24 protein-coding genes are annotated in these 23,394 nt (G+C 61.3%); 11 read left to right on the top strand and 13 right to left on the bottom strand.

Going from position 1 to position 23,394, the window contains the following annotated elements; all coding sequences use genetic code 11:
• Positions 1 to 124 precede the first annotated feature (124 nt).
• From KHO49_RS05635 to KHO49_RS05590, 10 genes are all read left to right on the top strand, one after another.
• Positions 125 to 1,099, top strand: coding sequence for a KpsF/GutQ family sugar-phosphate isomerase (locus KHO49_RS05635; RefSeq protein ID WP_213664738.1), 975 nt, complete (start codon positions 125 to 127; stop codon positions 1,097 to 1,099).
• Positions 1,099 to 1,623, top strand: a complete 525-nt coding sequence (locus tag KHO49_RS05630; RefSeq protein ID WP_102861154.1) for a KdsC family phosphatase — start codon at positions 1,099 to 1,101, stop codon at positions 1,621 to 1,623. The genes KHO49_RS05635 and KHO49_RS05630 overlap by 1 nt, the downstream gene beginning before the upstream one ends.
• 9 nt (positions 1,624 to 1,632) lie before the next feature.
• The gene (gene lptC, locus KHO49_RS05625; protein WP_102861153.1) at positions 1,633 to 2,205 is read left to right on the top strand and encodes an LPS export ABC transporter periplasmic protein LptC; all 573 of its coding nucleotides are present in this window, start codon (positions 1,633 to 1,635) and stop codon (positions 2,203 to 2,205) included.
• Entirely contained in the window at positions 2,192 to 2,737 is a 546-nt protein-coding gene (gene lptA / locus KHO49_RS05620; protein ID WP_102861152.1) for a lipopolysaccharide transport periplasmic protein LptA, read from the top strand. Before lptC ends, lptA begins: the two co-directional genes overlap by 14 nt.
• Entirely contained in the window at positions 2,737 to 3,462 is a 726-nt protein-coding gene (gene lptB, locus KHO49_RS05615) for an LPS export ABC transporter ATP-binding protein (RefSeq protein WP_011059270.1), read from the top strand. The genes lptA and lptB overlap by 1 nt, the downstream gene beginning before the upstream one ends.
• Positions 3,463 to 3,644: 182 nt before the next feature.
• Entirely contained in the window at positions 3,645 to 5,138 is a 1,494-nt protein-coding gene (locus KHO49_RS05610) for an RNA polymerase factor sigma-54 (RefSeq protein ID WP_102861151.1), read from the top strand.
• Between the two features lie 125 nt (positions 5,139 to 5,263).
• Complete coding sequence (hpf, locus tag KHO49_RS05605; RefSeq protein ID WP_016966642.1) at positions 5,264 to 5,569, top strand: ribosome hibernation-promoting factor, HPF/YfiA family; 306 nt, start codon at positions 5,264 to 5,266, stop codon at positions 5,567 to 5,569.
• A gap of 12 nt (positions 5,570 to 5,581) precedes the next feature.
• The gene (gene ptsN, locus KHO49_RS05600) at positions 5,582 to 6,046 is read left to right on the top strand and encodes a PTS IIA-like nitrogen regulatory protein PtsN (protein WP_011059267.1); all 465 of its coding nucleotides are present in this window, start codon (positions 5,582 to 5,584) and stop codon (positions 6,044 to 6,046) included.
• Between the two features lie 2 nt (positions 6,047 to 6,048).
• Positions 6,049 to 6,906: an RNase adapter RapZ gene (gene rapZ / locus KHO49_RS05595; protein WP_016966640.1), complete on the top strand. Its 858-nt coding sequence runs from the start codon at positions 6,049 to 6,051 to the stop codon at positions 6,904 to 6,906.
• Positions 6,907 to 6,922: 16 nt separating this feature from the next.
• Entirely contained in the window at positions 6,923 to 7,195 is a 273-nt protein-coding gene (locus tag KHO49_RS05590; protein ID WP_041115979.1) for an HPr family phosphocarrier protein, read from the top strand.
• Between the two features lie 29 nt (positions 7,196 to 7,224).
• Here the strand turns inward: KHO49_RS05590 and KHO49_RS05585 are convergent, their stop codons facing one another.
• The 6 genes from KHO49_RS05585 to pmbA form a co-directional block, all read right to left on the bottom strand.
• Positions 7,225 to 8,118, bottom strand: coding sequence for a ZIP family metal transporter (locus KHO49_RS05585; RefSeq protein ID WP_213664737.1), 894 nt, complete (start codon positions 8,116 to 8,118; stop codon positions 7,225 to 7,227).
• Between the two features lie 33 nt (positions 8,119 to 8,151).
• Positions 8,152 to 8,763, bottom strand: coding sequence for a superoxide dismutase (locus KHO49_RS05580; RefSeq protein ID WP_102861149.1), 612 nt, complete (start codon positions 8,761 to 8,763; stop codon positions 8,152 to 8,154).
• Between the two features lies 1 nt (position 8,764).
• On the bottom strand, positions 8,765 to 9,214 hold the full coding sequence (locus tag KHO49_RS05575) for a DUF2753 family protein (RefSeq protein WP_102861148.1): 450 nt from the start codon (positions 9,212 to 9,214) through the stop codon (positions 8,765 to 8,767).
• Between the two features lie 27 nt (positions 9,215 to 9,241).
• Positions 9,242 to 10,618 (bottom strand): class II fumarate hydratase, encoded by a 1,377-nt coding sequence (locus tag KHO49_RS05570; RefSeq protein ID WP_102878373.1) that lies wholly within the window; start codon positions 10,616 to 10,618, stop codon positions 9,242 to 9,244.
• Positions 10,611 to 11,006, bottom strand: a complete 396-nt coding sequence (locus KHO49_RS05565; protein WP_102861146.1) for a FagA protein — start codon at positions 11,004 to 11,006, stop codon at positions 10,611 to 10,613. Before KHO49_RS05565 ends, KHO49_RS05570 begins: the two co-directional genes overlap by 8 nt.
• Before the next feature lie 234 nt (positions 11,007 to 11,240).
• On the bottom strand, positions 11,241 to 12,587 hold the full coding sequence (pmbA, locus tag KHO49_RS05560) for a metalloprotease PmbA (RefSeq protein WP_102861145.1): 1,347 nt from the start codon (positions 12,585 to 12,587) through the stop codon (positions 11,241 to 11,243).
• A gap of 108 nt (positions 12,588 to 12,695) precedes the next feature.
• Between pmbA and yjgA the strand changes: the two genes are divergently transcribed.
• The gene (gene yjgA / locus KHO49_RS05555; RefSeq protein WP_102861144.1) at positions 12,696 to 13,217 is read left to right on the top strand and encodes a ribosome biogenesis factor YjgA; all 522 of its coding nucleotides are present in this window, start codon (positions 12,696 to 12,698) and stop codon (positions 13,215 to 13,217) included.
• 48 nt (positions 13,218 to 13,265) lie between these two features.
• Here the strand turns inward: yjgA and tldD are convergent, their stop codons facing one another.
• The 7 genes from tldD to mreC all read right to left on the bottom strand — a co-directional run bounded on the left by tldD (position 13,266) and on the right by mreC (position 23,260).
• A complete protein-coding gene (tldD, locus tag KHO49_RS05550; RefSeq protein ID WP_102861143.1) occupies positions 13,266 to 14,708 on the bottom strand; it encodes a metalloprotease TldD in 1,443 nt (480 codons plus the stop codon).
• Between the two features lie 26 nt (positions 14,709 to 14,734).
• Positions 14,735 to 15,574, bottom strand: a complete 840-nt coding sequence (locus tag KHO49_RS05545; RefSeq protein ID WP_213664736.1) for a carbon-nitrogen hydrolase family protein — start codon at positions 15,572 to 15,574, stop codon at positions 14,735 to 14,737.
• Between the two features lie 58 nt (positions 15,575 to 15,632).
• Positions 15,633 to 19,436, bottom strand: a complete 3,804-nt coding sequence (locus KHO49_RS05540; protein ID WP_213664735.1) for a YhdP family protein — start codon at positions 19,434 to 19,436, stop codon at positions 15,633 to 15,635.
• Positions 19,437 to 19,511: 75 nt separating this feature from the next.
• Entirely contained in the window at positions 19,512 to 20,969 is a 1,458-nt protein-coding gene (gene rng, locus KHO49_RS05535; protein ID WP_102861140.1) for a ribonuclease G, read from the bottom strand.
• A 56-nt stretch (positions 20,970 to 21,025) separates the two neighbouring features.
• Positions 21,026 to 21,631 carry a Maf family protein gene (locus tag KHO49_RS05530; RefSeq protein ID WP_102878369.1) on the bottom strand — a complete coding sequence of 202 codons (606 nt, stop codon included), beginning with the start codon at positions 21,629 to 21,631 and terminating at the stop codon, positions 21,026 to 21,028.
• Between the two features lie 43 nt (positions 21,632 to 21,674).
• Entirely contained in the window at positions 21,675 to 22,166 is a 492-nt protein-coding gene (gene mreD / locus KHO49_RS05525; RefSeq protein WP_102861138.1) for a rod shape-determining protein MreD, read from the bottom strand.
• Positions 22,166 to 23,260, bottom strand: coding sequence for a rod shape-determining protein MreC (gene mreC, locus KHO49_RS05520; protein WP_170001240.1), 1,095 nt, complete (start codon positions 23,258 to 23,260; stop codon positions 22,166 to 22,168). The genes mreD and mreC overlap by 1 nt, the downstream gene beginning before the upstream one ends.
• Positions 23,261 to 23,394 lie beyond the last annotated feature (134 nt).

The following is a 23,394-nucleotide window of genomic DNA, read 5'->3' as shown; positions in this document are numbered from 1 at the left end:
TCCAAGACAGGCAAAATCGGAGGAATCCTAATACCGGCCAGATAAAGGCTGACGAACTTGCGTGAGGGATTTGTTCATTACCGCTATAATCGCCGCCTTTTCATCGGGCTATACGATTTCAGACATGAGCCAATCCAGCGACCTGATTCAATCAGCACAACGCACCATCCGCCTCGAACTTCAGGCCGTAGAAGGCTTGCTGCCCCATATCGATGCAGATTTCGTACGCGCTTGCGAGATGATTCTGGCCAGTAAAGGCCGCGTGGTAGTGGTCGGCATGGGCAAGTCCGGGCACGTCGGCAACAAGATCGCCGCCACCCTGGCCAGCACCGGCACCACGGCTTTCTTTGTCCACCCGGCTGAAGCCAGTCATGGCGACATGGGCATGATCACTCGCGACGACGTGATCCTGGCCCTCTCCAACTCCGGCTCCACCAACGAAATCGTCACCCTGCTGCCCTTGATCAAGCGCCTGGGCATCCAGTTGATCAGCCTGACCGGCAACCCTGACTCGCCGCTGGCCAAGGCCGCCGACGTCAACCTCAATGTGCATGTCGAACACGAGGCCTGCCCGCTGAACCTGGCGCCGACCTCCTCGACCACTGCCGCCCTGGTCATGGGCGACGCCCTGGCCGTGGCCCTGCTGGAAGCTCGCGGGTTCACCGCCGAAGACTTCGCTTTCTCCCATCCCGGAGGCGCCCTGGGCCGCCGCCTGCTGCTCAAGGTGGAGAATGTGATGCATGAAGGCACCGAGTTGCCGCACGTGCAAAGGGGCACCCTGCTCAAGGACGCGCTCATGGAGATGACCCGCAAGGGCCTGGGCATGACCGTGATCCTGGAGACCGATGGCCGCCTGGCCGGGATCTTCACCGACGGCGACTTGCGCCGCACCCTGGATCGCGCCATCGATATTCATCACGCCACCATCGACTCGGTCATGACCCCTCACGGCAAGACGGCACGCGCCGATATGCTGGCAGCCGAAGCCCTGAAGATCATGGAAGACCATAAAATCAGCGCCCTGGTGGTGGTGGACAAGGAAGACCGGCCGATCGGCGCCTTGAACATGCACGATCTGCTGCGCGCGGGAGTGATGTAATGAGTGCCGACCTGCTGCAACGCGGTAAAAACATCAAGCTGGCGGTTTTCGACGTCGACGGCGTACTGACCGACGGTCGCCTGTACTTCCTTGAGGACGGCAGTGAGTTCAAGACGTTCAATACCCTCGACGGCCAAGGCATCAAGATGCTCATGGCCGCCGGGGTGCAAACGGCGATCATCAGCGGGCGCAAGACCCCTGTGGTGGAGCGCCGGGCCAAGAACCTGGGGATTCCCCACCTCTACCAGGGTCGTGAAGACAAGCTGGTGGTGCTGGACGAACTTCTTGCCCAACTGGGCCTAAGCTATGAACAGGTCGCCTATCTGGGCGACGACCTGCCCGACCTGCCGGTGATCCGCCGTGTCGGCCTGGGCATGGCGGTGGCCAACGCAGCCGGCTTTGTCCGCGAACACGCCCATGGCATCACTGTAGCCCGCGGTGGCGAAGGCGCTGCCCGGGAGTTCTGCGAGCTGATCCTGCAAGCCCAGGACCGCCTTGAAGCAGCCAACGCCGCTTATTTATAGAGCCCTCCCATGCTGAGTAAAAAGATTCGCAACATCCTGATATTCGGGATCATCGCCCTGCTGTTCGCGGCGGTCGGTTACTGGAACATCAGCCCTGAGCGCTTCCTCGACAAGCCGGTAGTGCAGGTCGACGACAACGCCATCGACTATTACGTGATCAACGCTCGCAGCGTGCAGTACCTGCCTGACGGCAAGCTGCAGTACGAAATGACCTCGGACAAAGTGGAGCACGTCAAGGCCAGCGAAGTGACGCTGCTGACCAAGCCGGACCTGCAGATGTACCGCGGCACCACTTTCCCCTGGCACGTCCAGAGCGAGCGCGGCGAAGTCAATCCGGACGGCACCGAGGTCGAGCTGATCGATTCGGTACGGGTTTCCCGCACTGATGAGCGCAACCGCAACCTGCTGATCACCACCAGCCGCATGACAGTATTCCCGCAGAAGCAATATGCGCAGACCGAGCAAGCCGTTAGAATCGACGGCGCCGGCGGCGTGACTACGGCCAAGGGAATGAAAGCGTATTTGAAAGACGGCAGGATGAACCTGCTATCGAACGTAAGAGGACAGTATGAGGCTCGTTAAAACCCTCCCTATTTTGCTCAGTCTGGGCGCAGCACTGGGAAGCGTGAGCGCCTGGGCTCTGCCGAACGATAGCCAACAGCCAATCCGCATCCAGGCCGACGACGCCCAGTTGGACGACAAGAACGGCGTAGCCACCTACAAGGGCGATGTGATCATCACCCAGGGTTCGATGAAGATCACTGGCAACACCGTGACCATCACCCGAGCCCAGAGCGGCGAAATCGACGTAGTGACGTCGGTGGGCAACCTCGCCTACTTCGAGCAGCTGCAGAAGCAGACCGACCCGAAACCGGTTCAGGCCTACGCTGTGACCATCCAGTACCACGCTCAGCAGAATCGCATCGTGCTGATCGACAAAGCCAAGGTCATCAACGACGGCAACACCACCGAAGGCGAGAAGATCGTCTACGACACCGTCAAGCAAGTGGCTAACGCCGGTCGCGCCAATGGCAGCTCGGTCACCGCGCCACGTCCGCGGATCGACATGGTCATCCAGCCGAAAAAGAAAACCGACGAGCAAAAGGCCCAGTAATGGCAACTCTGAAAGCTCAGCACCTGGCCAAGAGCTACAAGAGCCGTCAGGTCGTGCGTGATGTCAGCCTGTCCATCGACAGCGGTCAGATCGTCGGCCTGCTCGGCCCCAACGGCGCCGGCAAGACCACCTGTTTCTACATGATCGTCGGCCTGGTCCAGGCCGATCAGGGCCGCGTCCTGATCGACGACCTGGATGTCAGCCACCAACCGATGCACGGTCGCGCCCGCGCCGGCATCGGCTACCTGCCACAGGAAGCCTCGATCTTCCGCAAGCTGTCGGTGGCCGACAACATCATGGCCATCCTCGAGACCCGCAAGGAACTCGACAAGGCCGGCCGTCGCCAGGAACTGGAAAGCCTGCTGCAGGAGTTCCACATCAACCATATCCGCGACAACCTCGGCATGAGCCTGTCCGGTGGTGAGCGCCGTCGCGTGGAAATCGCCCGCGCCCTGGCCACCGCGCCCAAGTTCATCCTGCTGGACGAACCCTTCGCCGGCGTGGACCCGATCTCGGTCGGCGATATCAAGCAGATCATCCACCACCTGAAGGCCAAGGGCATCGGGGTGCTGATCACCGACCACAATGTCCGCGAAACCCTGGACATCTGTGAAACGGCCTATATCGTCAATGACGGGCAACTGATTGCCGAAGGCGACTCCGAGACCATCCTGGCCAACGAATTGGTCAAGGAAGTCTACCTGGGCCATGAGTTCCGCCTGTAAAGGCTGAGGTGTCGGGCTAGATGCCAGAGCGCCAGGAACAATAAATCCCTACTGATTTTATTGTTACAGCGCTCTAGGCAAACACTTCAGTTTCAGGCATATAATTTGCTTATGTTTGGCGCTCCGGCGCCCTGTAGTGGATGGCGCATGTGCGCCGGCAAATAAGGTGTTAAGCCCCTGCCATGAAACCATCGCTAGTCCTGAGAATGGGCCAGCAGCTGACGATGACACCGCAGCTGCAACAGGCCATCCGCCTGCTCCAATTGTCGACCCTGGACCTGCAACAGGAAATCCAGGAGGCCCTGGAGTCCAACCCGATGCTCGAACGCCAGGAAGATGGCGAAGACTTCGACAACAGCGACCCCTTGGCCGACAACACCGAGTCCAAACCCAACACCGAGATTCAGGAACCCTCCTACCAGGAAACCGCCCCCACGGTGGATAACCTCGAGGAAGGCGAATGGAACGAACGCATCCCCAACGAGCTACCGGTGGACACCGCGTGGGAAGACGTCTACCAGACCAGCGCCAGCAGCCTGCCCAGCAGTGATGATGATGAATGGGACTTCACCACTCGCACATCGGCCGGCGAGAGCCTGCAAAGCCACCTGCTCTGGCAACTGAACCTGGCGCCAATGTCGGATACCGACCGCCTGATCGCCGTGACCCTGATCGATTGCATCAACAATCAGGGTTACCTGGACGAAACCCTTGAAGAGATTCTCGAGGCCTTCGATCCGGAGTTGGACATCGAGCTGGACGAGATCGAAGCCGTCCTGCACCGCATCCAGCAATTCGAGCCAGCCGGCATCGGCGCCCGCAACCTGGGTGAATGCCTGCTGCTGCAACTGCGCCAACTGCCAGCGAAAACTCCCTGGCTGAGCGAAGCCCAGCGCCTGGTCAGTGACTACATCGACCTCCTGGGCAGTCGCGACTACAGCCAGCTGATGCGCCGCATGAAGCTCAAGGAAGACGAGCTGCGCCAGGTCATCGAACTGGTGCAAAGCCTCAACCCGCGCCCGGGCTCACAGATCGAATCCAGCGAAGCCGAATACGTGGTACCGGACGTCATCGTGCGCAAGGACAACGAGCGCTGGCTGGTGGAGCTGAATCAGGAATCGGTGCCACGCCTGCGGGTCAACGCACAGTACGCCGGCTTTGTTCGCCGCGCCGACACCAGTGCCGACAACACCTTCATGCGCAATCAGTTGCAGGAAGCTCGCTGGTTCATCAAGAGCCTGCAGAGCCGTAACGAAACCCTGATGAAAGTCGCCACTCAGATCGTCGAGCACCAACGAGGCTTCCTGGAGTACGGCGACGAAGCCATGAAACCTCTGGTTCTGCATGACATCGCTGAAGCTGTGGGCATGCACGAATCGACCATTTCCCGTGTAACCACGCAAAAATTCATGCATACCCCCCGGGGCATATATGAACTGAAATACTTTTTCTCCAGCCACGTCAGCACCTCCGAAGGCGGCGAATGCTCGTCCACGGCGATCCGCGCGATCATCAAAAAACTGGTGGCTGCGGAAAATCAGAAAAAGCCGTTGAGTGACAGCAAGATCGCTGGTTTACTGGAGGCACAAGGCATTCAGGTAGCCCGTCGTACCGTCGCCAAGTACCGCGAATCCCTTGGGATCGCGCCTTCCAGCGAACGGAAGCGGTTGATGTAGCCGCCGGGCTGGCCACAGCGTTTCAGAGTGTGTTTGAAACAGGCCGAAAGTCGGTTTCAAACGCGGTCTAGGTGGCAGGCAACCCAGCCTGTCGCGTTATGCACTGGCAACGAAGGAGAAGCTGTATGCAAGTCAACATCAGTGGACACCAACTCGAAGTGACTGAACCTCTGCGCGCTTACATCGGCGAGAAACTCGACCGGCTGGAGCGGCACTTCGACAAGATTACCAATGTGCAGGTCACCATGGCTGTCGAGAAGCTGAAGCAGAAAATCGAAGCCACCCTGCACATCCACGGTGGGGAGGTCGTCGCCAATGCAGAACATGACGATATGTATGCCGCAATCGACCTGCTCACGGACAAGCTTGACCGCCAACTGAAAAAGCATAAGGAAAAGCAACTCCACCTTCTCCAAGGCACGGGTCGCTAACACTCCCCTCTCATGATCCGACTTGAAAGCATCCTGACCCCCGGCCGTTCCCTGGTGAACGTGCCGGGCGGCAGTAAAAAACGCGCCCTCGAACAAATTGCCAACCTGATCAGCCGCGAAGTGCCTGATCTGGAGATGCAGGATGTCTTCGAGAGCCTGATCGCCCGTGAAAAACTCGGTTCCACCGGTTTTGGCAACGGCATCGCCATTCCCCACTGCCGCCTCAAAGGCTGCGAGTCGCCTATCAGTGCGCTGATGCACCTGGACGCTCCGATCGATTTCGACGCCATCGACGGTGCACCCGTGGATCTGCTGTTCGTCCTCCTGGTTCCGGAAGCCGCCACCGACGCACACCTGGAACTGCTCCGGCAGATCGCCAGCATGCTCGATCGCAAGGAAGTCCGTGACCGGCTGCGCAGTGCCACCAGCAATGAAGCCTTGTATCAGGTTGTCCTGGACGAGCAAAACGGTCAGTAACCATGCGCTTGATCATTGTCAGCGGCCGCTCCGGCTCAGGTAAAAGCACCGCCCTCGATGTTCTTGAGGACCACGGATACTACTGCATCGACAACCTTCCCGCCGGCTTGCTGCCTGAGCTGGCCGAGCGCGCGTTGATTCACACGGAACTGGCACAACCTCTGGTAGCGGTTTCCATAGACGCCCGAAACCTGCCCAGCCATCTGTCGCGCTTCCCCGAGTTGCTGGAAGAAGTGCGCAGCCGGCATATCCAGTGCGACGTGCTCTATCTGGACGCCGATGAGGAAACCCTGCTCAAGCGTTTCTCGGAAACCCGGCGGCGCCACCCGCTGAGCAGTGCCAATCGCTCGCTGGCTGAAGCCATCCACGATGAGACTCAACTGCTGGGGCCGATCGTCGATCTGGCCGACCTCAAGGTCAACACCACCAATCTGAACCTCTACCAATTGCGGGACACCATCAAGCTGCGCCTGCTGAACCAACCCGAACCCGGGACCGCGTTCCTGGTGGAGTCTTTCGGTTTCAAGCGCGGCATGCCGGTGGACGCCGACCTGGTGTTCGACGTGCGCTGCCTGCCCAATCCGTATTGGAAGCCCGAACTGCGCGCCCAATCCGGTCTGGACGCTCCCGTGGCCGAATACCTGGCCGCACAGCCCGATGTCGAAGAAATGTTCCAGGACATCGAAAGCTATCTGCTCAAGTGGCTGCCACGCTTCGCTGCCAGCAACCGCGCCTACGTGACCATTGCCATTGGCTGCACCGGCGGACATCACCGCTCCGTGTACCTGACCGAGCGCCTGGGCAAGGTGTTGCAAAAAACCCTGAAGAACGTCCAGGTTCGCCACCGCGACCTTAGCTGAAAGGATCTACCCCGCGATGCCAGCTCTGGAAATCGAGATCATCAACAAACTGGGTTTGCACGCCCGCGCCTCAGCCAAATTCGTCGGTGTAGCGGGACAGTTCCCCTGCCAGATCCGCGCCGGCAGGAGCCCGGAGTCAATGGTGGACGGCAAAAGCATCATGGCCATGATGATGCTCGCCGCAGGCAAGGGCACCAAGATCCATCTGAAGACCGAAGGCGAGCAAGAACAGGAAGCGCTGAATGCGCTGGTGGCATTGATCAACAACTACTTCGACGAGGGCGAGTAAGCCCCTGCGGGCCACTCGCCAAACGGCCCTCAGGCGAGCGCCGTGTCCATCACCATCATCAGGCAAAAGCCGATGCACAATCCGAGGCTGGCAAGCTTTTCGTGACCATTGCGACGGGACTCGGGAATGACTTCGTGAGTCACCACCAACAACATGGCTCCCGCCGCCAAGGCTAACCCCAGCGGCAGCAGCACCTGCGCCAGACTCACCAACCAGGCACAGAGCAAGGCAAAGACCGGCTCCACCAAGCCTGAAGCGGCGCCAATCAAAAATGCCCTGACCCGCGACATCCCCGCCCCCGCCAGCACCAGAGCGATCACCAGCCCCTCCGGTACATCCTGCAGGGCAATCCCCATGGCCAAGCTGTCCGCATCCGCCATGCCGCCCCCTGCCGACACCCCCACCGCCATGCCTTCCGGAATGTTGTGGGCAATGATGGCAAAGACAAACAGCCAGATGCGTGGCGCAATCACCGGATGCTCCGCCGTACCTACCAGCACTTCGGGGCTGGCTCCCGACACCTTGCGATCCACCAGGAACAAGCCAAAAGCCCCCAGCATGATGCCGGCGCAAACCAGGCCACTGGAGCCCCAGGCAGACAAGCCCAAGTCTTGAGCAGCGGCAATACCGGGAACGATCAGCGAAAACGCCGTCGCCGCCAGCATCACCCCAGCGCCAAAACCCAGCAACGTATCGCTCACGGCCATCGGCATTCTGCGGATCACCAGCACCGGGACCGCCCCCAGCGCCGTGCCCAACGCGCAGATCGAGCCACCCTGCAAGGCGCGCAACAACCTTGGTTCCAGATTCAGCCAGCTCAGCCCTTGAGCCACCAGCAACGCGGTACCCGCCAACAGCAACAGCGAACCGAAGGCATAACGAAACATCCGTCCGCTGCTGATCGCCAGTGTTTCAGTGCCCATAGTCGGCCTTAGGTCTTGTTATGAATGGAGGTATCAGGCCATCGCGGCCTGATAGCGTTGAGCGACTTCCGGCCAATTGATCACGTTATAGAACGCATTGATGTATTCCGGCCGACGGTTCTGATAACGCAGGTAGTAGGCGTGCTCCCACACGTCCAGACCGAGAATCGGCGTATTGCCATTCATCAGCGGGCTGTCCTGGTTACCGCTGCTTTCCACCAGCAGCTTTTTCTCCGGAGTCACGCTGAGCCAGGCCCAGCCACTGCCGAAACGGGTCAGCGCAGCCTTGGTGAACGCCTCCTTGAAGCGCTCGAAACCACCCAGTTGCTGTTCGATTGCCTGAGCCAGGGCACCCTCGGGCTTACCGCCGCCGGCCGGGGTCATCACCGCCCAGAACAGCGAATGGTTGGCGTGGCCGCCCCCTTGGTTGATCACCGCGGCCCGAAGTTTTTCCGGCAGTTGCTGGACGCTGGCCACCAGTTTCTCGACTTCCCAGCCCGCCCATTCAGTGCCTTCTACAGCGGCATTGAGATTGTTGATGTAGGTCTGGTGGTGCTTGCTGTAGTGAATCTCCATGGTCTGCGCATCGATGTGCGGCTCCAGGGCGTCGTAGGCATAAGGCAGTGCAGGCAAGGTAAAGGACATATCAATGGGCTCCGTAAGAGGGGCTGTCGGCTAGCGGACTGTCGGCTGACAGGCCCGCGACGTTGCTGTCCAGCAAACGATGAGTACGGGGGTACTCACCGTGATCACCGATGAAATTCAGCAGTTCGACGTAGGTCTTGCTGCTCTGGCGCAAAGCCGCCTCGCGCAAGGCAGGGCTGAGGCGGCTGTCCTGCATGGTCTGCAGCAGGCGCTGGTGGATCGCGCAGAGGTACTCTGCGCTCTCCTCCGGCTGGTTCAGGCGCAAATGCAGGTCCGCCAGGTTGTGATGGGAAATCACACAGGCTGCCACCGCCTCGTCGGCATCCCCCCAGCGCTCGAACAACACCTGAGCCAAGGCCAGTGCCTGCAGGTAGAACTCGCGAGCATCCACCAGTTCGCCCTGCATAAAGAGGCGATTGGCCCTTTCGATCGTGCGTTTCCAGTGCTCCATGGTGAGCCTCCAAAGCGGTGTTGGGAGTTACACGCCGCCTGCGGTGAGTTTTTCCGGGTCCAGCAGGACCTCAAGCTGGCTGCGTGGCAGATCAGTGAGTTCAAGTGCCACGTCGATCACCGGGCGACCTTGCCTGTAGGCAGTCTTGGCAATTTCAGCGGCCTTCTGATACCCGATGATCGGGTTCAGAGCAGTCACCAGGATCGGGTTGCGTGATAGTGCTTCCTTGAGCTTGGGCTCGTTGACCTTGAAGCTGGCAATGGCCTTGTCCGCCAACAGGCGACTGGAGTTGGCCAGCAGTTCAATACTGCCGAGCAGGTTCTGGGCAATGATCGGCAGCATCACGTTGAGCTCGAAGTTGCCCGATTGCCCGGCCACGGTGATGGTGCTGTCGTTACCAATGACTTGGGCCGCGACCATCGCCACGGCTTCCGGAATCACCGGATTGACCTTGCCCGGCATGATCGACGAGCCCGGCTGCAGCCCCTCCAGCTCGATCTCGCCAAGCCCCGCCAGTGGACCGGAGTTCATCCAGCGCAGGTCGTTGGCGATCTTCATCAACGACACCGCAGTGGCCTTGAGCTGGCCGGACACCGTGACCGCCGTGTCCTGTGAGCCGATCAGGGCGAACAGGTTCTTGCCCGGGGTGAACTGCACCTGGGTCAGCTTGCTCAACTGCCGGCTGAAGCGCGCAGCGAACTCGGGGTGAGCGTTGATTCCAGTACCCACGGCGGTGCCGCCCTGAGCCAGGGCCTGCAGGCTCGGCAGCAGGTCCTGCAAGTGAGCGATATTGGCCTTGAGCTGCTGCGCCCAACCGTCCAGCACCTGGCTCATTCGCACCGGCATGGCATCCATCAGGTGGGTACGACCGGTCTTGATGAAGGGATGCACCTGCACCGCCTTGCGCTCAATGACCTCCACCAGATGCACCAGTGCCGGCAGCAGTTGCTCATGCAGGGTCAGGGCTGCGCTGACGTGAATGGTGGTGGGAATGATGTCGTTGCTGCTCTGACCACAGTTGACGTGGTCATTGGGATTGACCGGCTCGCCCAACAGGCGGCTGGCCAAGGTCGCCAGCACTTCGTTGGCGTTCATGTTGGAACTGGTACCGGAGCCGGTCTGGAAGATGTCCACCGGAAAGTGCTGCATGTAGTCGCCTTCCAACAGCCCCTGGGCGGCATCGACAATGGCCTTGCCCTGGGACGCGCTGAGCTGCCCAAGCTCGACGTTGGCCTCGGCCGCTGCAGCCTTGGCCAGAATCAGGGCACGAATGAAGGCTGCCGGCATGCGTTGCCCGCTGATGGGAAAGTTATCCACCGCGCGCTGAGTCTGCGCGCCATACAAGGCCTGCTCAGGGACCTGCAGTTCGCCCATGCTGTCGCGTTCGATACGGGTATTACTCATCGGGAAATCCTTGCACCAGTTCAATCAGAGGAATGGAAGGCAGCAGCGAACAGGTCGCCAGTTGCCAGGCATGGCTTTGCCAGCGCTTGAGCCGGCACTTGCACAAAGACAACCGCTCCATGTCACGCAATGGCCGCCAGGCCTGATCCAGGCACAGGCTGCGCCAGTGCCAGGGCAGCGCAGTATCGGTAGCGGTATCGATCAACAAACGGAAGGAGGTTTCAGCGACGGTCCAGGCCGACATCGCGGTGCAGCACGCCAGGTAGCGGCCCTCGGCGAGGTAATGCTCGATCAGACGCGGTTCGTCCGGTTCCAGTGCGCAACGGATCTGGCGACTCATCCAGCGCCAGCTTTCGAGGTAGGGCTGCTCGTGCAAGGCAGAACTCATGACCTGGGCTCATTGAATAATGATTTTCATTATTAAATGATATTGAGAATCAAATCAATCTGACTTGTACGAATTTTGCCCAACTCTGTAGGAGCCGACTTGGCGGCGAATGAGCCCTTGTGCCTGGTGCCGGGCGTCCGGACGCCTTCGCTGGCAAGCCAGCTTAGAAAGCGCCAGGCATAAAAAAACGCGCCACCCGGGGAGGTGGCGCGTTTGGGTGACCCAGGAGGGCGGTCAGCTACCAGCGACAGTCATGCGTTCGATCAGCACCGAGCCGGTGCGGATGTTGCTGCGCAGTTCCAGGTCGTTACCCACGGCAATGATCTGCTTGAACATGTCCCGCAAATTACCGGCAATGGTGACTTCCTGCACCGCGAACTGGATCTCGCCATTCTCGACCCAGAAACCCGCCGCACCACGGGAGTAATCCCCAGTGACCATGTTCAGACCATGCCCCATCAACTCGGTCACCAACAGGCCACGCCCCATACGCCGCAGCAGCGCCGCCTGGTCTTCATCGCCATGGGTGACGAACAGATTGTGCACGCCACCGGCGTTGGCGGTACTCGGCATGCCCAGCTTGCGCCCGGAATAGGTGCCCAGCACATAGGACACCAACTCCCCGTCCTTGACGAAAGGCTTGGCGTAAGTGGCCAGGCCGTCACCATCGAACGCCGAACTGCCCATGGCGCGCATCAGGTGCGGACGCTCATCGATGGTCAGCCACTGGGGAAACAGCTGTTGGCCCAAGGCGCCTTCAAGGAAGGATGACTTGCGATACAGATTGCCGCCGGAAATCGCGCCGAGAAAACTGCCGAACAGGCCGCCGGCCAGTTCCGCGGAAAACAGCACCGGCACTTCGCAGGTCGGCACCGGGCGGGCGCCAAGTCGACTGGCCGCGCGTTGGGCAGCACGCTGACCAATGCTCGCAGGGTCGGCCAGCAACTGGCCCTGGCGATTGACGTCATACCAGTAGTCGCGCTGCATCTGGCCGTCAGCCTCGGCAATCATCACGCAGCTCAGACTGTGGCGAGTGGAGGCATAACCACCGATAAAACCGTGACTGTTGCCATACACCCGGCAGCCCTGATGGGTGCTCAGGGTGGTGCCGTCGGCATTCTTGATCCGGCTGTCGGCGGCAAAGGCCGCAGCTTCACAGGCCAGGGCCTGCTCGATGGCTTGCTCTGGGGTGATGTCCCAGGCATGGAACAGGTCGAAGTCCTGCAGGTCCTTGGCCATCAAGGATGCATCGGCCAGCCCCGAGGCTTCGTCTTCGGAGGTGTGCTTGGCGATTGCCAGAGCCGCGGCCACGGTTTCACGAATGGCCTCGGGGCCGCTGGCAGAGGTGCTGGCCGAACCCTTGCGCTGGCCCACATAGAGGGTGATGCCAAAGCCCTGATCGCGGTTGAACTCCACGGTTTCCACTTCCCGCTGGCGCACCGAAGTCGACAGGCCCTGCTCCAGAGACACCGCTACTTCGCAGGCACTGGCCCCCTGGCGCTTGGCCTCGGCAACGATCTGCTCGACTTGCTCCTGCAGGGCCGGCAAAGCCTGTGGGCCGACGCTTTGTGCTGCACTCATGCTGTTCTCCACTCAAATTCTGCTTTCGATTAAGGCCGGCGAGCGACCGGGCCGGACAAGCGGCCCTCGACTGGTTATCATGGCGGCGTTTCTTTGCGGACTGCCACCATGGTTGATTCTTACGACGACTCCCTCGATGGGGAGAAAAGCAAATCCCAGGTCAAACGCGAGCTGCATGCTCTGGTTGATCTCGGCGAGCGCCTTACCACTCTCAAGCCTGACTTGCTGAACAAACTGCCGTTGACCGACGCCTTGCGCCGGGCCCTGGCGGATGCGCCCAAGCACGTCGCCCATATCGCCCGAAAGCGCCACCTGCAATTCATCGGCAAGCTGATGCGTGACCAGGACACCGACGCGATTCTGCAACTGCTCGACCAACTCGACGCCTCCACCCGGCAGTACAACGAACGTTTCCACAACCTGGAACGTTGGCGTGACCGCCTGATCGGCGGCGGCGATGACGTTCTGGAAAAGTTCGTCAGTGAATACCCTGACGCCGATCGCCAGCAACTGCGCTCCCTGATTCGTCAGGCCCAGCACGAGGTGGCCCATAACAAGGCGCCGGCCTCCAGCCGTAAAATCTTCAAGTACATCCGCGAGCTGGACGAGACCCAACGCGGTCTGCGTTGAGTCCTCCACGGGTGAGCTGCCCAGCAGTTCACCCGGCGCCCTCTTCTCTTATGCCCCTGTGCCACCCACGGTGATCGCATCGATCTTCAAGGTCGGCTGACCGACGCCTACCGGCACTGATTGCCCGTCCTTGCCACAAGTGCCAACGCCGCTGTCCAGGGACAAATCGTTGCCCACCATCGACACTCGGCTCATCGCTTCAGGACCGTTGCCAATCAGGGTCGCGCCCTTGACCGGTGCGGTGATCTTGCCGTCTTCGATCAGATACGCCTCGCTGGTGGAAAACACGAACTTGCCGCTGGTGATGTCCACCTGGCCGCCACCAAGATTGGCGCAATAGATACCTTTCTTCACCGAGGCGATGATTTCCGCCGGATCGCTTTCGCCAGCCAGCATGTAGGTGTTAGTCATGCGCGGCATCGGCAAGTGCGCGTAGGACTCACGACGCCCGTTGCCAGTGCGGGCCACGCCCATCAGGCGGGCATTGAGTTTGTCCTGCATATAGCCCTTGAGCACACCGTTCTCGATCAGGGTGGTGCATTCGGTCGGGGTGCCTTCGTCGTCCACGCTCAGGGAACCGCGGCGACCGGCCAGGGTACCGTCGTCGACGATGGTGCAGAGCTTGGAGGCCACCCTCTCGCCCATGCGGCCGCTGTAGGCCGAGCTGCCCTTGCGGTTGAAGTCGCCTTCCAGGCCGTGGCCCACGGCTTCGTGCAGCAAGACCCCGGACCAGCCAGACCCCAGCACCACTGGCAAGGTGCCCGCCGGTGCCGGAATGGCTTCGAGATTGACTAGGGCCTGACGCAGCGCTTCACGGGCATAACCCATGGCCCGATCTTCAGTGAGGAAATAGCGGTAATCGGTACGCCCGCCACCACCGTGGCCTCCGCGCTCGCGGCGGCCGTTCTGCTCGACGATGACGCTGACATTGAAGCGCACCAGCGGCCGTACATCCGCCGCCAGACCGCCATCGGTGGAGGCCACCAGAATCCGCTCCCAGACCCCGGCCATGCTCACGCTGACCTGCTGGATACGCGGGTCCAGAGCACGAGTCGCCGCATCCACTCGCTTGAGCAGTTCGACTTTCTCGGCCCGGCTGATGACTTCCAGAGGATTGTCCGGCGCATACAGTTGCGCCACGTCCTGACTGGTGAATGCCTGCACGGTACCGTTCTGTCCGGCCCGAGAGATCGAACGCGCAGCACGGGCCGCCAGCCCCAGGGCTTCCAGGGTGATGGCGTTGCTGTAGGCAAAGCCGGTCTTCTCCCCGGACTGCGCACGCACCCCAACCCCTTGGTCGAGGTTGAAACTGCCTTCCTTGACGATCCCGTCTTCCAGGGACCAGGACTCGGAAATCTGCCCCTGAAAATACAGGTCGGCGGCATCGATGCCCGGGCCGGCCAGATCCCCCAGCACGCCCTGCAAGCTTTCGATGGTCACGCCGCCAGGGGCTAGAAGATGTTCACTGACTGAGGACAACAACCCGCTCATATGCTTTGGCCTTAAATTCGTCGTACTTATGCAAGCCGTTGAACGCCTTGCGAGAAAATGCGCCGGTGACTGACCACCGGCATCCGCGCCCGTATGGACGCCTGTTCACTGCTGTCGCGCTCGGCCAACAGCACGCCCTCACCTTGATCCTGCTCCGCCAGCACGCGTCCCCATGGGTCGACGATGGCCGCATGGCCGTAGGTTTCCCGGGGGCCGGGGTGGACTCCACCCTGGGCCGCCGCCAGCAGGTAGCACTGGGTTTCAATGGCCCGAGCCCGGATCAGTACCTCCCAATGGGCGGCGCCGGTCACTGCGGTAAAAGCCGAAGGCGCGGTAATCAATTCAGCGCCGGCGGCGCGCAATTCGCTGTACAGCTCGGGAAAGCGCAGGTCATAACAGACCGTCAGCCCCAACCGCCCCACCGGCGTATCCGCCACTACCACTCGGTTTCCATGAGCATAGTCATCGGATTCACGATAGCGTCCGCGATTGTCCGCCACGTCGACATCGAACAGATGCAGCTTGTCGTAGCGCGCCACGATCTGCCCCTGATCATCCACCAACAATGAACAGGCATTGGACTTGGCCTCGGGCTGATCTTCGGGAGGCAGCGGCAAGGTCCCGGCCACAATCCATAACCTGAGGTCGCGGGCGGTCTGTTTCAACCATGGCAGGATCGGACCTTCGCCCAGGGCTTCGGCACGACCGATGGTCGCCATGTCACGGCGGCCCATGGCGGCGAAGTTTTCCGGCAGGACCGCCAGCGTTGCCCCCCCGGCAGCGGCTCGTTCGAGCAGGCCCCGGGCCTGCAGCAGATTGGCCAGCACATCGCTCTGGCTGACCATTTGAATCACCGCAAGAGACATGGCGAACTCCTTGTAGGGTAGGCCGCCATGCTACTCCATAGGCACGAATCGAGGATTCTCAAAACGGCTTGTCGAAGCTGATTTGGGGATCTTTCCACGGGCCTTTGACGTTGTATTTGACGCTGGCAAAGCGCGCCACGCGGTCTCCGATCAGCTTGTCGATCAGGAACAACGCCCCGCCCACCGCAGGCGCCCCGACGATCAGCGCGGCAATCGGCAGGTTGTTGGTGACCGGCAGGGTCACCAGCAGCTTGGCGTCCACCTGATCGGCCACCATATCCAGGGTGCCATTGAGCTCCAGATTGCTCGACGGCCCCGTGAGGGTGATCGGCTCGCGAGTGACGTACACGCCATTGCTCGCCGCCAGCACGCCCTTGACCCGGTCATAACTCAGGCCCTTGCCGAACAGGTCGGAGAAGTCCAGGCGCAGGCGCCGGCCGATGGAGTTGAAGTTGAGCAGGCCGAACACCCGCAGGGCCTGGGCCCCGCCTTCGACTTCGACGAACTGGCCCTTGCGCAGGGTGGCGTCCAGGCTGCCGGAGAAGCGCGTCAAGCCCACCCAGGCCGGTGAGCCCGGCCAGCGGCCATCGACATCCAGGTGAAAGTCTTCACTGGTCACGGTCGGTGCGAAGCCCCAGCCCTTGAGTACGTCCGCCAGGTTCTGGCCGCCAATACGGCCACGGTACCAACTGCTGCTGGCACCGGCCTGACCTTCCCAGCCACCCTCGCCTTGCAACTGCATGCCCTTGAGGCCCAGGTTCAGGCCATTGAAGACCATGCCCTTGGCCGTCGGCCGAACCTTGAGCGCCCAGCGACCGATCAGGTCCTGGCCCTGGAACAGTTGGGCAATGGAAATATCCAGTGGCGGAACGTTCTTCGGGTCCACCGAAGCCAAAGGATCAGGTGCATTTTCATCGGTCTGGGCCGTCGGGTCGGCGGCCGGCAGGCGCACATACGCCATGTCGATGACCATTGGCGCCACCTTGGCATCGGGAATCCCGACTTTGCCCTTGGCCTGTTGACTGTCGATCTGCAGCTCCCAGGCAGTGGGCTTGCGACTCAGCAGCAGGTTGACCTGATCCAGCGAGGTGCCGAAGGCGCTGAGCTTGCCGACCTTGAAGTCCGCACTGCTGAGCAACTGCTTGGCGCTGCCCCCCGGGTCCTTTCCGGCATAGCGATCCACCAGGGCCTTCCACGGTTCCACATCCAGCTCGGAGAGAATCCCCCGTACCCGCAGCCCTTTGCCAGGAGGCAGCAAGGCCGCACCATCGCCGAGGAACAGTTCGCCCCGACCCTCGGCGAGCTTGCCGCTGGGCGCCGCGAAAGTGAAGTCGGCCAACTCGCCGTATTTGAACCAGTAGCGCCGCTCGGCCCCTTGCAGGGTCATGCGAAACACACTGTTACGCCCGGTGCTGGCAGCCATGCCAAACGGCGCCGGCAGGTCCACCGCCATGCCCTTGAGGCTGGAGTTGACCATCAATTGACTGTCGGCACCGTCAAGGTTCAGTTGCAACTGAAAGGGCACTTCGCCGGACACCGGCAACGGCTGGCTGACTTTCAACCAGTCGGTGAGTTTCTTCACCGTAACCTGACCCTTGGCAACCACTCGGGTATTGGGCTTGCCTGGCTTGCCATCGGCAAAAATCTGCGCCGTGACCGGCCGATCGAAAGCCTGGGCGCTGATCCCTGAGCCACTCAGGCCCCTGGCACTGTCAAAGCGGAAGTCGCCCTTGAGCTGGGTCAGTTCCAACTCGGGTTCGCTGAGTTTGAGGCGCGCCTTGTCAGTCTTGAAGTCCACCAGGATCTTCGGTTCCTCACCCTTGACCAGGGGGATGTCCAGGTTCAGCTTGCCTTGCAGGTCGCCCTCGCCCTGCCAGCCGGCAAAGGTCGATGCGGTGCCGATCGGCGCTTCCTGCAGAATCTTCACCCCGTCACCCAGGCCGCCGGCAAAACTGCCGTCGATGAACATGTGGCTGCTCTGACCGGCAACGGAATGGGGAATGTTGACGAAAACATCCCGCACCTTGGTATCCAACAGCTGCCCCTTGCTGGCGACGATGCGTACGCCGCTGTCTTCGACAAACACATCGCCGCTGATCTTGCTCAGGTGCGGCCAGCCCGGCTGGAACGCCAGTTCGGCGTCATGCACCTTGAAGAACAGGCTGATGCTGCGAGCCGCCTCGATAGCGTCATGGTTCAGCGAACCCTGGTACTGGAAGAACCCCTCATCCACCGCGCCCTTGAGGATCGCCGTGCGCAGCCATTCATCCAGCGCCGGACTGAGCACCTGGGGCAGGTACTTGGCGGTGTAGCGCCCATCGCCGTCCACCAGGCCGACCCGCAGGTCCATGTAGTCTTCCTGGCTGTGGTCGAAGTGCAGCCGGATCAGGAAATCGCCGGCAATCTTGCCCTCTTCCCCCAGCACCTTGAGGTAGGGCGCGATCAGGGTGAAACCTTGTTTGTCGAGCTTCCAGGTCAGGGTGGCGTTGGCTTGGATGTACTGCCAGGGCTTGGCGAAGATCGGGTACAGGTGCAGGGAGAAATCCTTGCTGTCCATGCGCAGCTCGCCCTTACCCAGGTCGCCGCTGATGCTGCCACTGACGTTTCGCGCCGCCGGAGCGCCGTGATAGGCGTCGAAGCCGACCCGATCAAGGTTGGCGGCAAAGCTCAGCCGCTGGTCGCCGGTGTTCTGGGGGCGATAGTCGAGCAGCACATTGCGCAGCCCGCCGCTAACCTTCAAGCGCTCGATGGTGGTGGCCAGGCCTTGCGGCAAAGGTGCCAGGGCATTGAGGATCGGCGTGAGCGGCGTCAGGTCCAAGCGGTCGGCTTGCAGATGCCAGAGTTCTTCACGGTTATCGCCGGCCTGGGTTTGCTGCAGTTGCAGGCGCGATTCCCAACGGGTTTCGCCAAGGCTCAGCGCCAGGGAATCGAGTTGTACCTGCAGGCCCTGATCGCTGCGCTGGAAGAAGGCATTCAACGCCAGATTCTTCAGGGTGACTGGCGTGCGCTCGGCATAGGCGCCGATGAGCTGTGGCGCATTCAAGCGCAGCGCCGCGCTCTGCACTGTGCCCTTGGCCCAGGTCAGCCACAGCTCGCCACCGGCCTTGAGTTCGGAGAGTTTCCATTGCTGAGTGACACGGGCCGGCAGCCAGCGCGACCAGTCACTTTGCGGCAGGCTCAGGTACAGCTCGGCCCGGGCGTCGCGCCATGCATCCGCCTGGATGCGTGTGCGCAGGTTGACAGCCAGGGGCTGCCCGTCCGGCAGGGTCAGGCGCAGGTCCAGGCGCTGGCGGCTGGGACCGGTGCGCAGATTGAGTCCGACATAGGTCAGGGCCAGCGGCGAATGATCCTGCGGCAGCAAAGTGACTTGGCTGTCCAACAGGGAGAGTTCCGCGACTTGCTGCAAGCGAGTCAGCAGTTGTCCCGGATCCATGGGTTGGTCCTGCTGCATTGGCAGGCCTTGCAATTGCCATTGGCCGTCCGCGCCTTCCTTGAGGCTCAGACTCAGACCACTGAGCTCCAGGCGCCCTATGCGCAGGTCACGGGCCAACAGGCTGCCGAGCATGTCCGGGGCCACGCTGACCTGGTCCAGGCGCAGGGCGTTGGCCCCCTCGCCCACCATCACATCGTGTGCCAGGAGAATCGGCGACAGTCCGCTCCAACGCCCTTCCAGGCTACCGATATGCACCGGCAGCCCCACGGCCTGCTGCACCTTGGCTTCGACCTCGGCCTGGTACTCAGCCACCAGCGGAGTCAGTTCCCGACCCAGGCTGACGTACAAGGCCGTCACCACCAACAGCAACGCGCAGGAACCCAGCCCCCAGCGAATCAGCGTGGTGAACAAGCGGATCAGCCGCTCCATCTCAGTTGGCTCCCATGGCAAAAGTCATGCAAAAAGCTGAAGCCAGCCGTTTCCAGTGGTGTAAAACACGGGAAATCAGAGCAGCACCACGTCGTATTGTTCCTGGGAGTACATGGTTTCGACCTGGAACCTGATGGTACGGCCGATAAAACCTTCCAACTCCGCCACATTGCCCGACTCTTCGTCCAGCAGACGATCCACCACTTTCTGATTGGCCAGCACTCGATACCCTTCTGCCTGATAAGCCCGGGCCTCACGGAGGATTTCACGGAATATTTCGTAACAGATGGTTTCCGGAGTCTTCAGCTTGCCCCGTCCCTGACAACTGCTGCAGGGCTCGCAGAGCACCTGCTCCAGACTCTCGCGCGTGCGTTTGCGGGTCATCTGCACCAGGCCCAGTTCGGTGATGCCGATGATGTTGGTCTTGGCGTGATCGCGCTCCAGCTGCTTCTCCAGGGTCCGCAGTACCTGACGCTGATGCTCCTCGTCTTCCATGTCGATGAAGTCGATGATGATGATCCCGCCCAGGTTGCGCAGGCGCAGCTGCCGGGCAATGGCGGTAGCGGCTTCGAGGTTGGTCTTGAAGATGGTTTCCTCAAGATTGCGATGACCGACGAAGGCCCCGGTGTTGACGTCGATGGTGGTCATGGCTTCTGCCGGGTCCACCACCAGATAACCACCGGACTTGAGTGGCACCTTGCGCTCCAGGGCCTTCTGGATTTCATCCTCGACGCCGTACAGGTCGAAGATCGGCCGCTCACCGGGGTAGTGCTCCAGGCGATCGGCGATTTCCGGCATCAGCTCGGCAACGAACTGGGTGGTCTTCTGGAAGGTTTCCCGGGAGTCGATGCGGATCTTCTCGATTTTCGGGCTCACCAGATCCCGCAGGGTACGCAGCGCCAGGCCCAGGTCTTCGTAGATCACATTGGGCGCGCCAATGGTCTTGATCTGAACACCGATCTGATCCCAGAGCCGACGCAGGTAGCGAATGTCCATCAGGATCTCATCGGCACCGGCGCCCTCGGCGGCAGTACGCAGGATGAACCCGCCCGCCTCCTTGATGCCTTCCTGGGCCACGCAGTCGCTGACCACCTGCTTCAAGCGCTCACGCTCGGCTTCATCCTCGATCTTCAGCGAGATGCCGACATGGGCGGTACGGGGCATGTACACCAGATAACGTGAAGGAATCGACAACTGGGTGGTCAGTCGGGCGCCCTTGGTGCCGATGGGGTCCTTGGTGACTTGCACCACCAGGCTCTGCCCTTCATGCACCAGGGCACTGATGCTTTCCACCGCCGTACCTTCACGGGTGGAGATTTCCGCAGCATGAATAAACGCTGCGCGGTCCAGGCCGATATCGACGAAGGCGGCCTGCATGCCGGGCAATACCCGCACCACCTTGCCTTTATAGATGTTGCCAACGATACCGCGGCGCTGGGTCCGTTCGACGTGAACCTCTTGCAGCACTCCGTTTTCGACCACCGCCACCCGTGATTCCATCGGCGTGATGTTGATCAGAATCTCTTCACTCATGGCAGTGTCTCGTTCAGGCGTGTTCATAGAAGGCCGCAGCAGTCGGGTACGGCGCTTTAGCGCACTGGAAGGTTTTGCCAACAGGGTATGCCGAAATGGCCAAGCAGTTCTGCGGTTTCGCACACCGGCAAGCCAACCACAGCGGAGTAACTGCCATTGAGCCCTGACACAAACACCGCCGCAAGCCCCTGGATTGCATAACCGCCGGCCTTGTCCCGAGGCTCGCCGCTGGCCCAGTAGATGCTCGCTTCCTCAGGGGAGATGGCGCGAAACCGCACCAGGCTGCGCACCACTCTCGACTCGCAGCGCTCCCCGTCGAGCAAGGCAATGGCGGTAAATACTTCGTGCTCGCGCCCGGCCAGCGCCATGAGCATCGCCAGGGCGTCGGCCTGGTCCAGCGGTTTGCCGAGGATCCGCCCATCCAGCACCACGGCCGTATCGGCTCCCAGCACACAGGCCGGGGCCCGGGATTCGCTGCTGGTGATCAGGGCGCGCCCGGCCGCCGCCTTGCCACGGGCAAGACGCTCGACATAAGCCGCAGGGGATTCATCAGCCAGCGGAGTTTCATCGATGTCCGCGCTGATGGCGGTGAAGGGCACACCGATCTGGGTGAGCAGCTCACGCCGACGGGGCGAACCGGAAGCGAGGTAAAGCGGATTCATCAAGACATCTCCCTGTCGAGGTGCGGGCCAATGCCTGACCGAATTAATTGATTTTGAAACGTCGGCGCAACCCACGCAGGCCAAAGCTGACCCACGGCCACAACAGCGCACTGACCAGGGCTGGCAGGACCAGCGCCAGGGTCGGCTGGCGATTACCGGTCAGGGCGCTGAGCCAGAGTTGGACCAACTGCGCCAAGCCAAAGATCACCAGGATCACCAAACTCTGCTGCCACATCGGGAACATCCGCAGACGCTGTTGCAGGGATAGCACGAGGAAGGTGATCAGAGTCAGGATCAAGGCGTTCTGCCCCAGGAGCGTGCCGTAAAGCACATCCTCCGCCAGCCCAAGGCACCAAGCCGTGACCATGCCCACCTTGTGCGGCAGGGCCAGGGCCCAAAAGGCCAGTAGCAGGGCCAGCCATAGCGGGCGCAGGATTTCCATGAACTGAGGCAAAGGCGACACACTCAGCAGCATGCCGATCAGAAACGTCAGCCAGACGATCCAGCCGTTTTGCGAATAGGTGCTACCCGCCATTATTCTCTTCCTCCGGTGGTGGCCGGTGCCGCAGCCGGAGGCTGGGCCGCCGGTTTCACCACAGGTTTATTGACCGGCTTGGCCGGCGCATGGGCGGCCGGCTTGACCGGAGTCGCCGGTGCAGCAGTGGGGGCAGTGGCAGGCGCGGCAGTGGCAGCTGGAGTCACCGCAGGCTTGGGCACCGTGGCCGGCACCGCCGGGGTGGTATTGCCACCCTGCTGGTCCTGGGCTTCCTGAGCCTGGGCCGCATCATTGGCCCGCTCTTCGGCCGTGCGCGGATCACTGAATACCAGTAACAGGTAACGGCTGCGGTTCAGCGCAGCAGTGGGCACCGCTCGCACAATGGCGAATGGCTGACCGGAATCGTGGATCACTTCCTTGACCGTGGCCACCGGATATCCAGCGGGGAAACGCTGGCCAAGGCCCGAACTGACCAGCAAATCGCCTTCCTTGACATCGGCGGTGTCGGCCACGTGGCGCAACTCCAGGCGCTCCGGGTTGCCAGTGCCACTGGCAATGGCCCGCAGGCCGTTGCGATTGACCTGTACCGGAATGCTGTGGGTGGTGTCGGTCAGCAACAGGACGCGCGAGGTATAAGGCATCAACTCCACCACCTGCCCCATCAAGCCACGGGCATCGAGCACCGGCTGGCCGAGGAACACGCCGTCACGCTCACCTTTATTGATGATAATGCGATGGGTAAAGGGGTTGGGGTCCATGCCGATCAACTCGGCCACTTCAACCTTCTCGTTGACCAGTGCCGAAGAGTTGAGCAACTCGCGCAGACGCACGTTCTGCTCGGTCAAGGCAGCAAGCTTTTGCATGCGCCCCTGCAGCAGCAGGTTTTCGGTCTTGAGTTTTTCGTTTTCAGCGACCAGCTCGGTGCGACTGCCGAACTGACTGGCAACGCCCTGCCATAGCCGCTGCGGCAGGTCGGTGATCCAGTAGGACTGCATCAACACCAGCGACATCTGGCTACGCACTGGCTTGAGCAGTGTGAAGCGGGCATCGACCACCATCAGTGCGACCGACAGGACGACCAGCACCAGGAGGCGCACGCCCAATGAGGGGCCTTTGGCGAAAAGCGGTTTAATAAGCCGCTCCTCCCAGGCAAATGTTGTGTTTATTCATACGGCATCAAACCGGCCTGGATGCAGATTGACAGAAGATAAACGCCACAGGCAGCACTGCAAAGTGCTGCCTGTGAGCGCAACAGCATAGATGCAAC

It is taken from the genome of Pseudomonas sp. RC4D1 (assembly GCF_018390395.1).
Classification (GTDB): domain Bacteria; phylum Pseudomonadota; class Gammaproteobacteria; order Pseudomonadales; family Pseudomonadaceae; genus Aquipseudomonas; species Aquipseudomonas danubii.
This window is presented reverse-complemented; position numbering and strand designations above follow the sequence as displayed.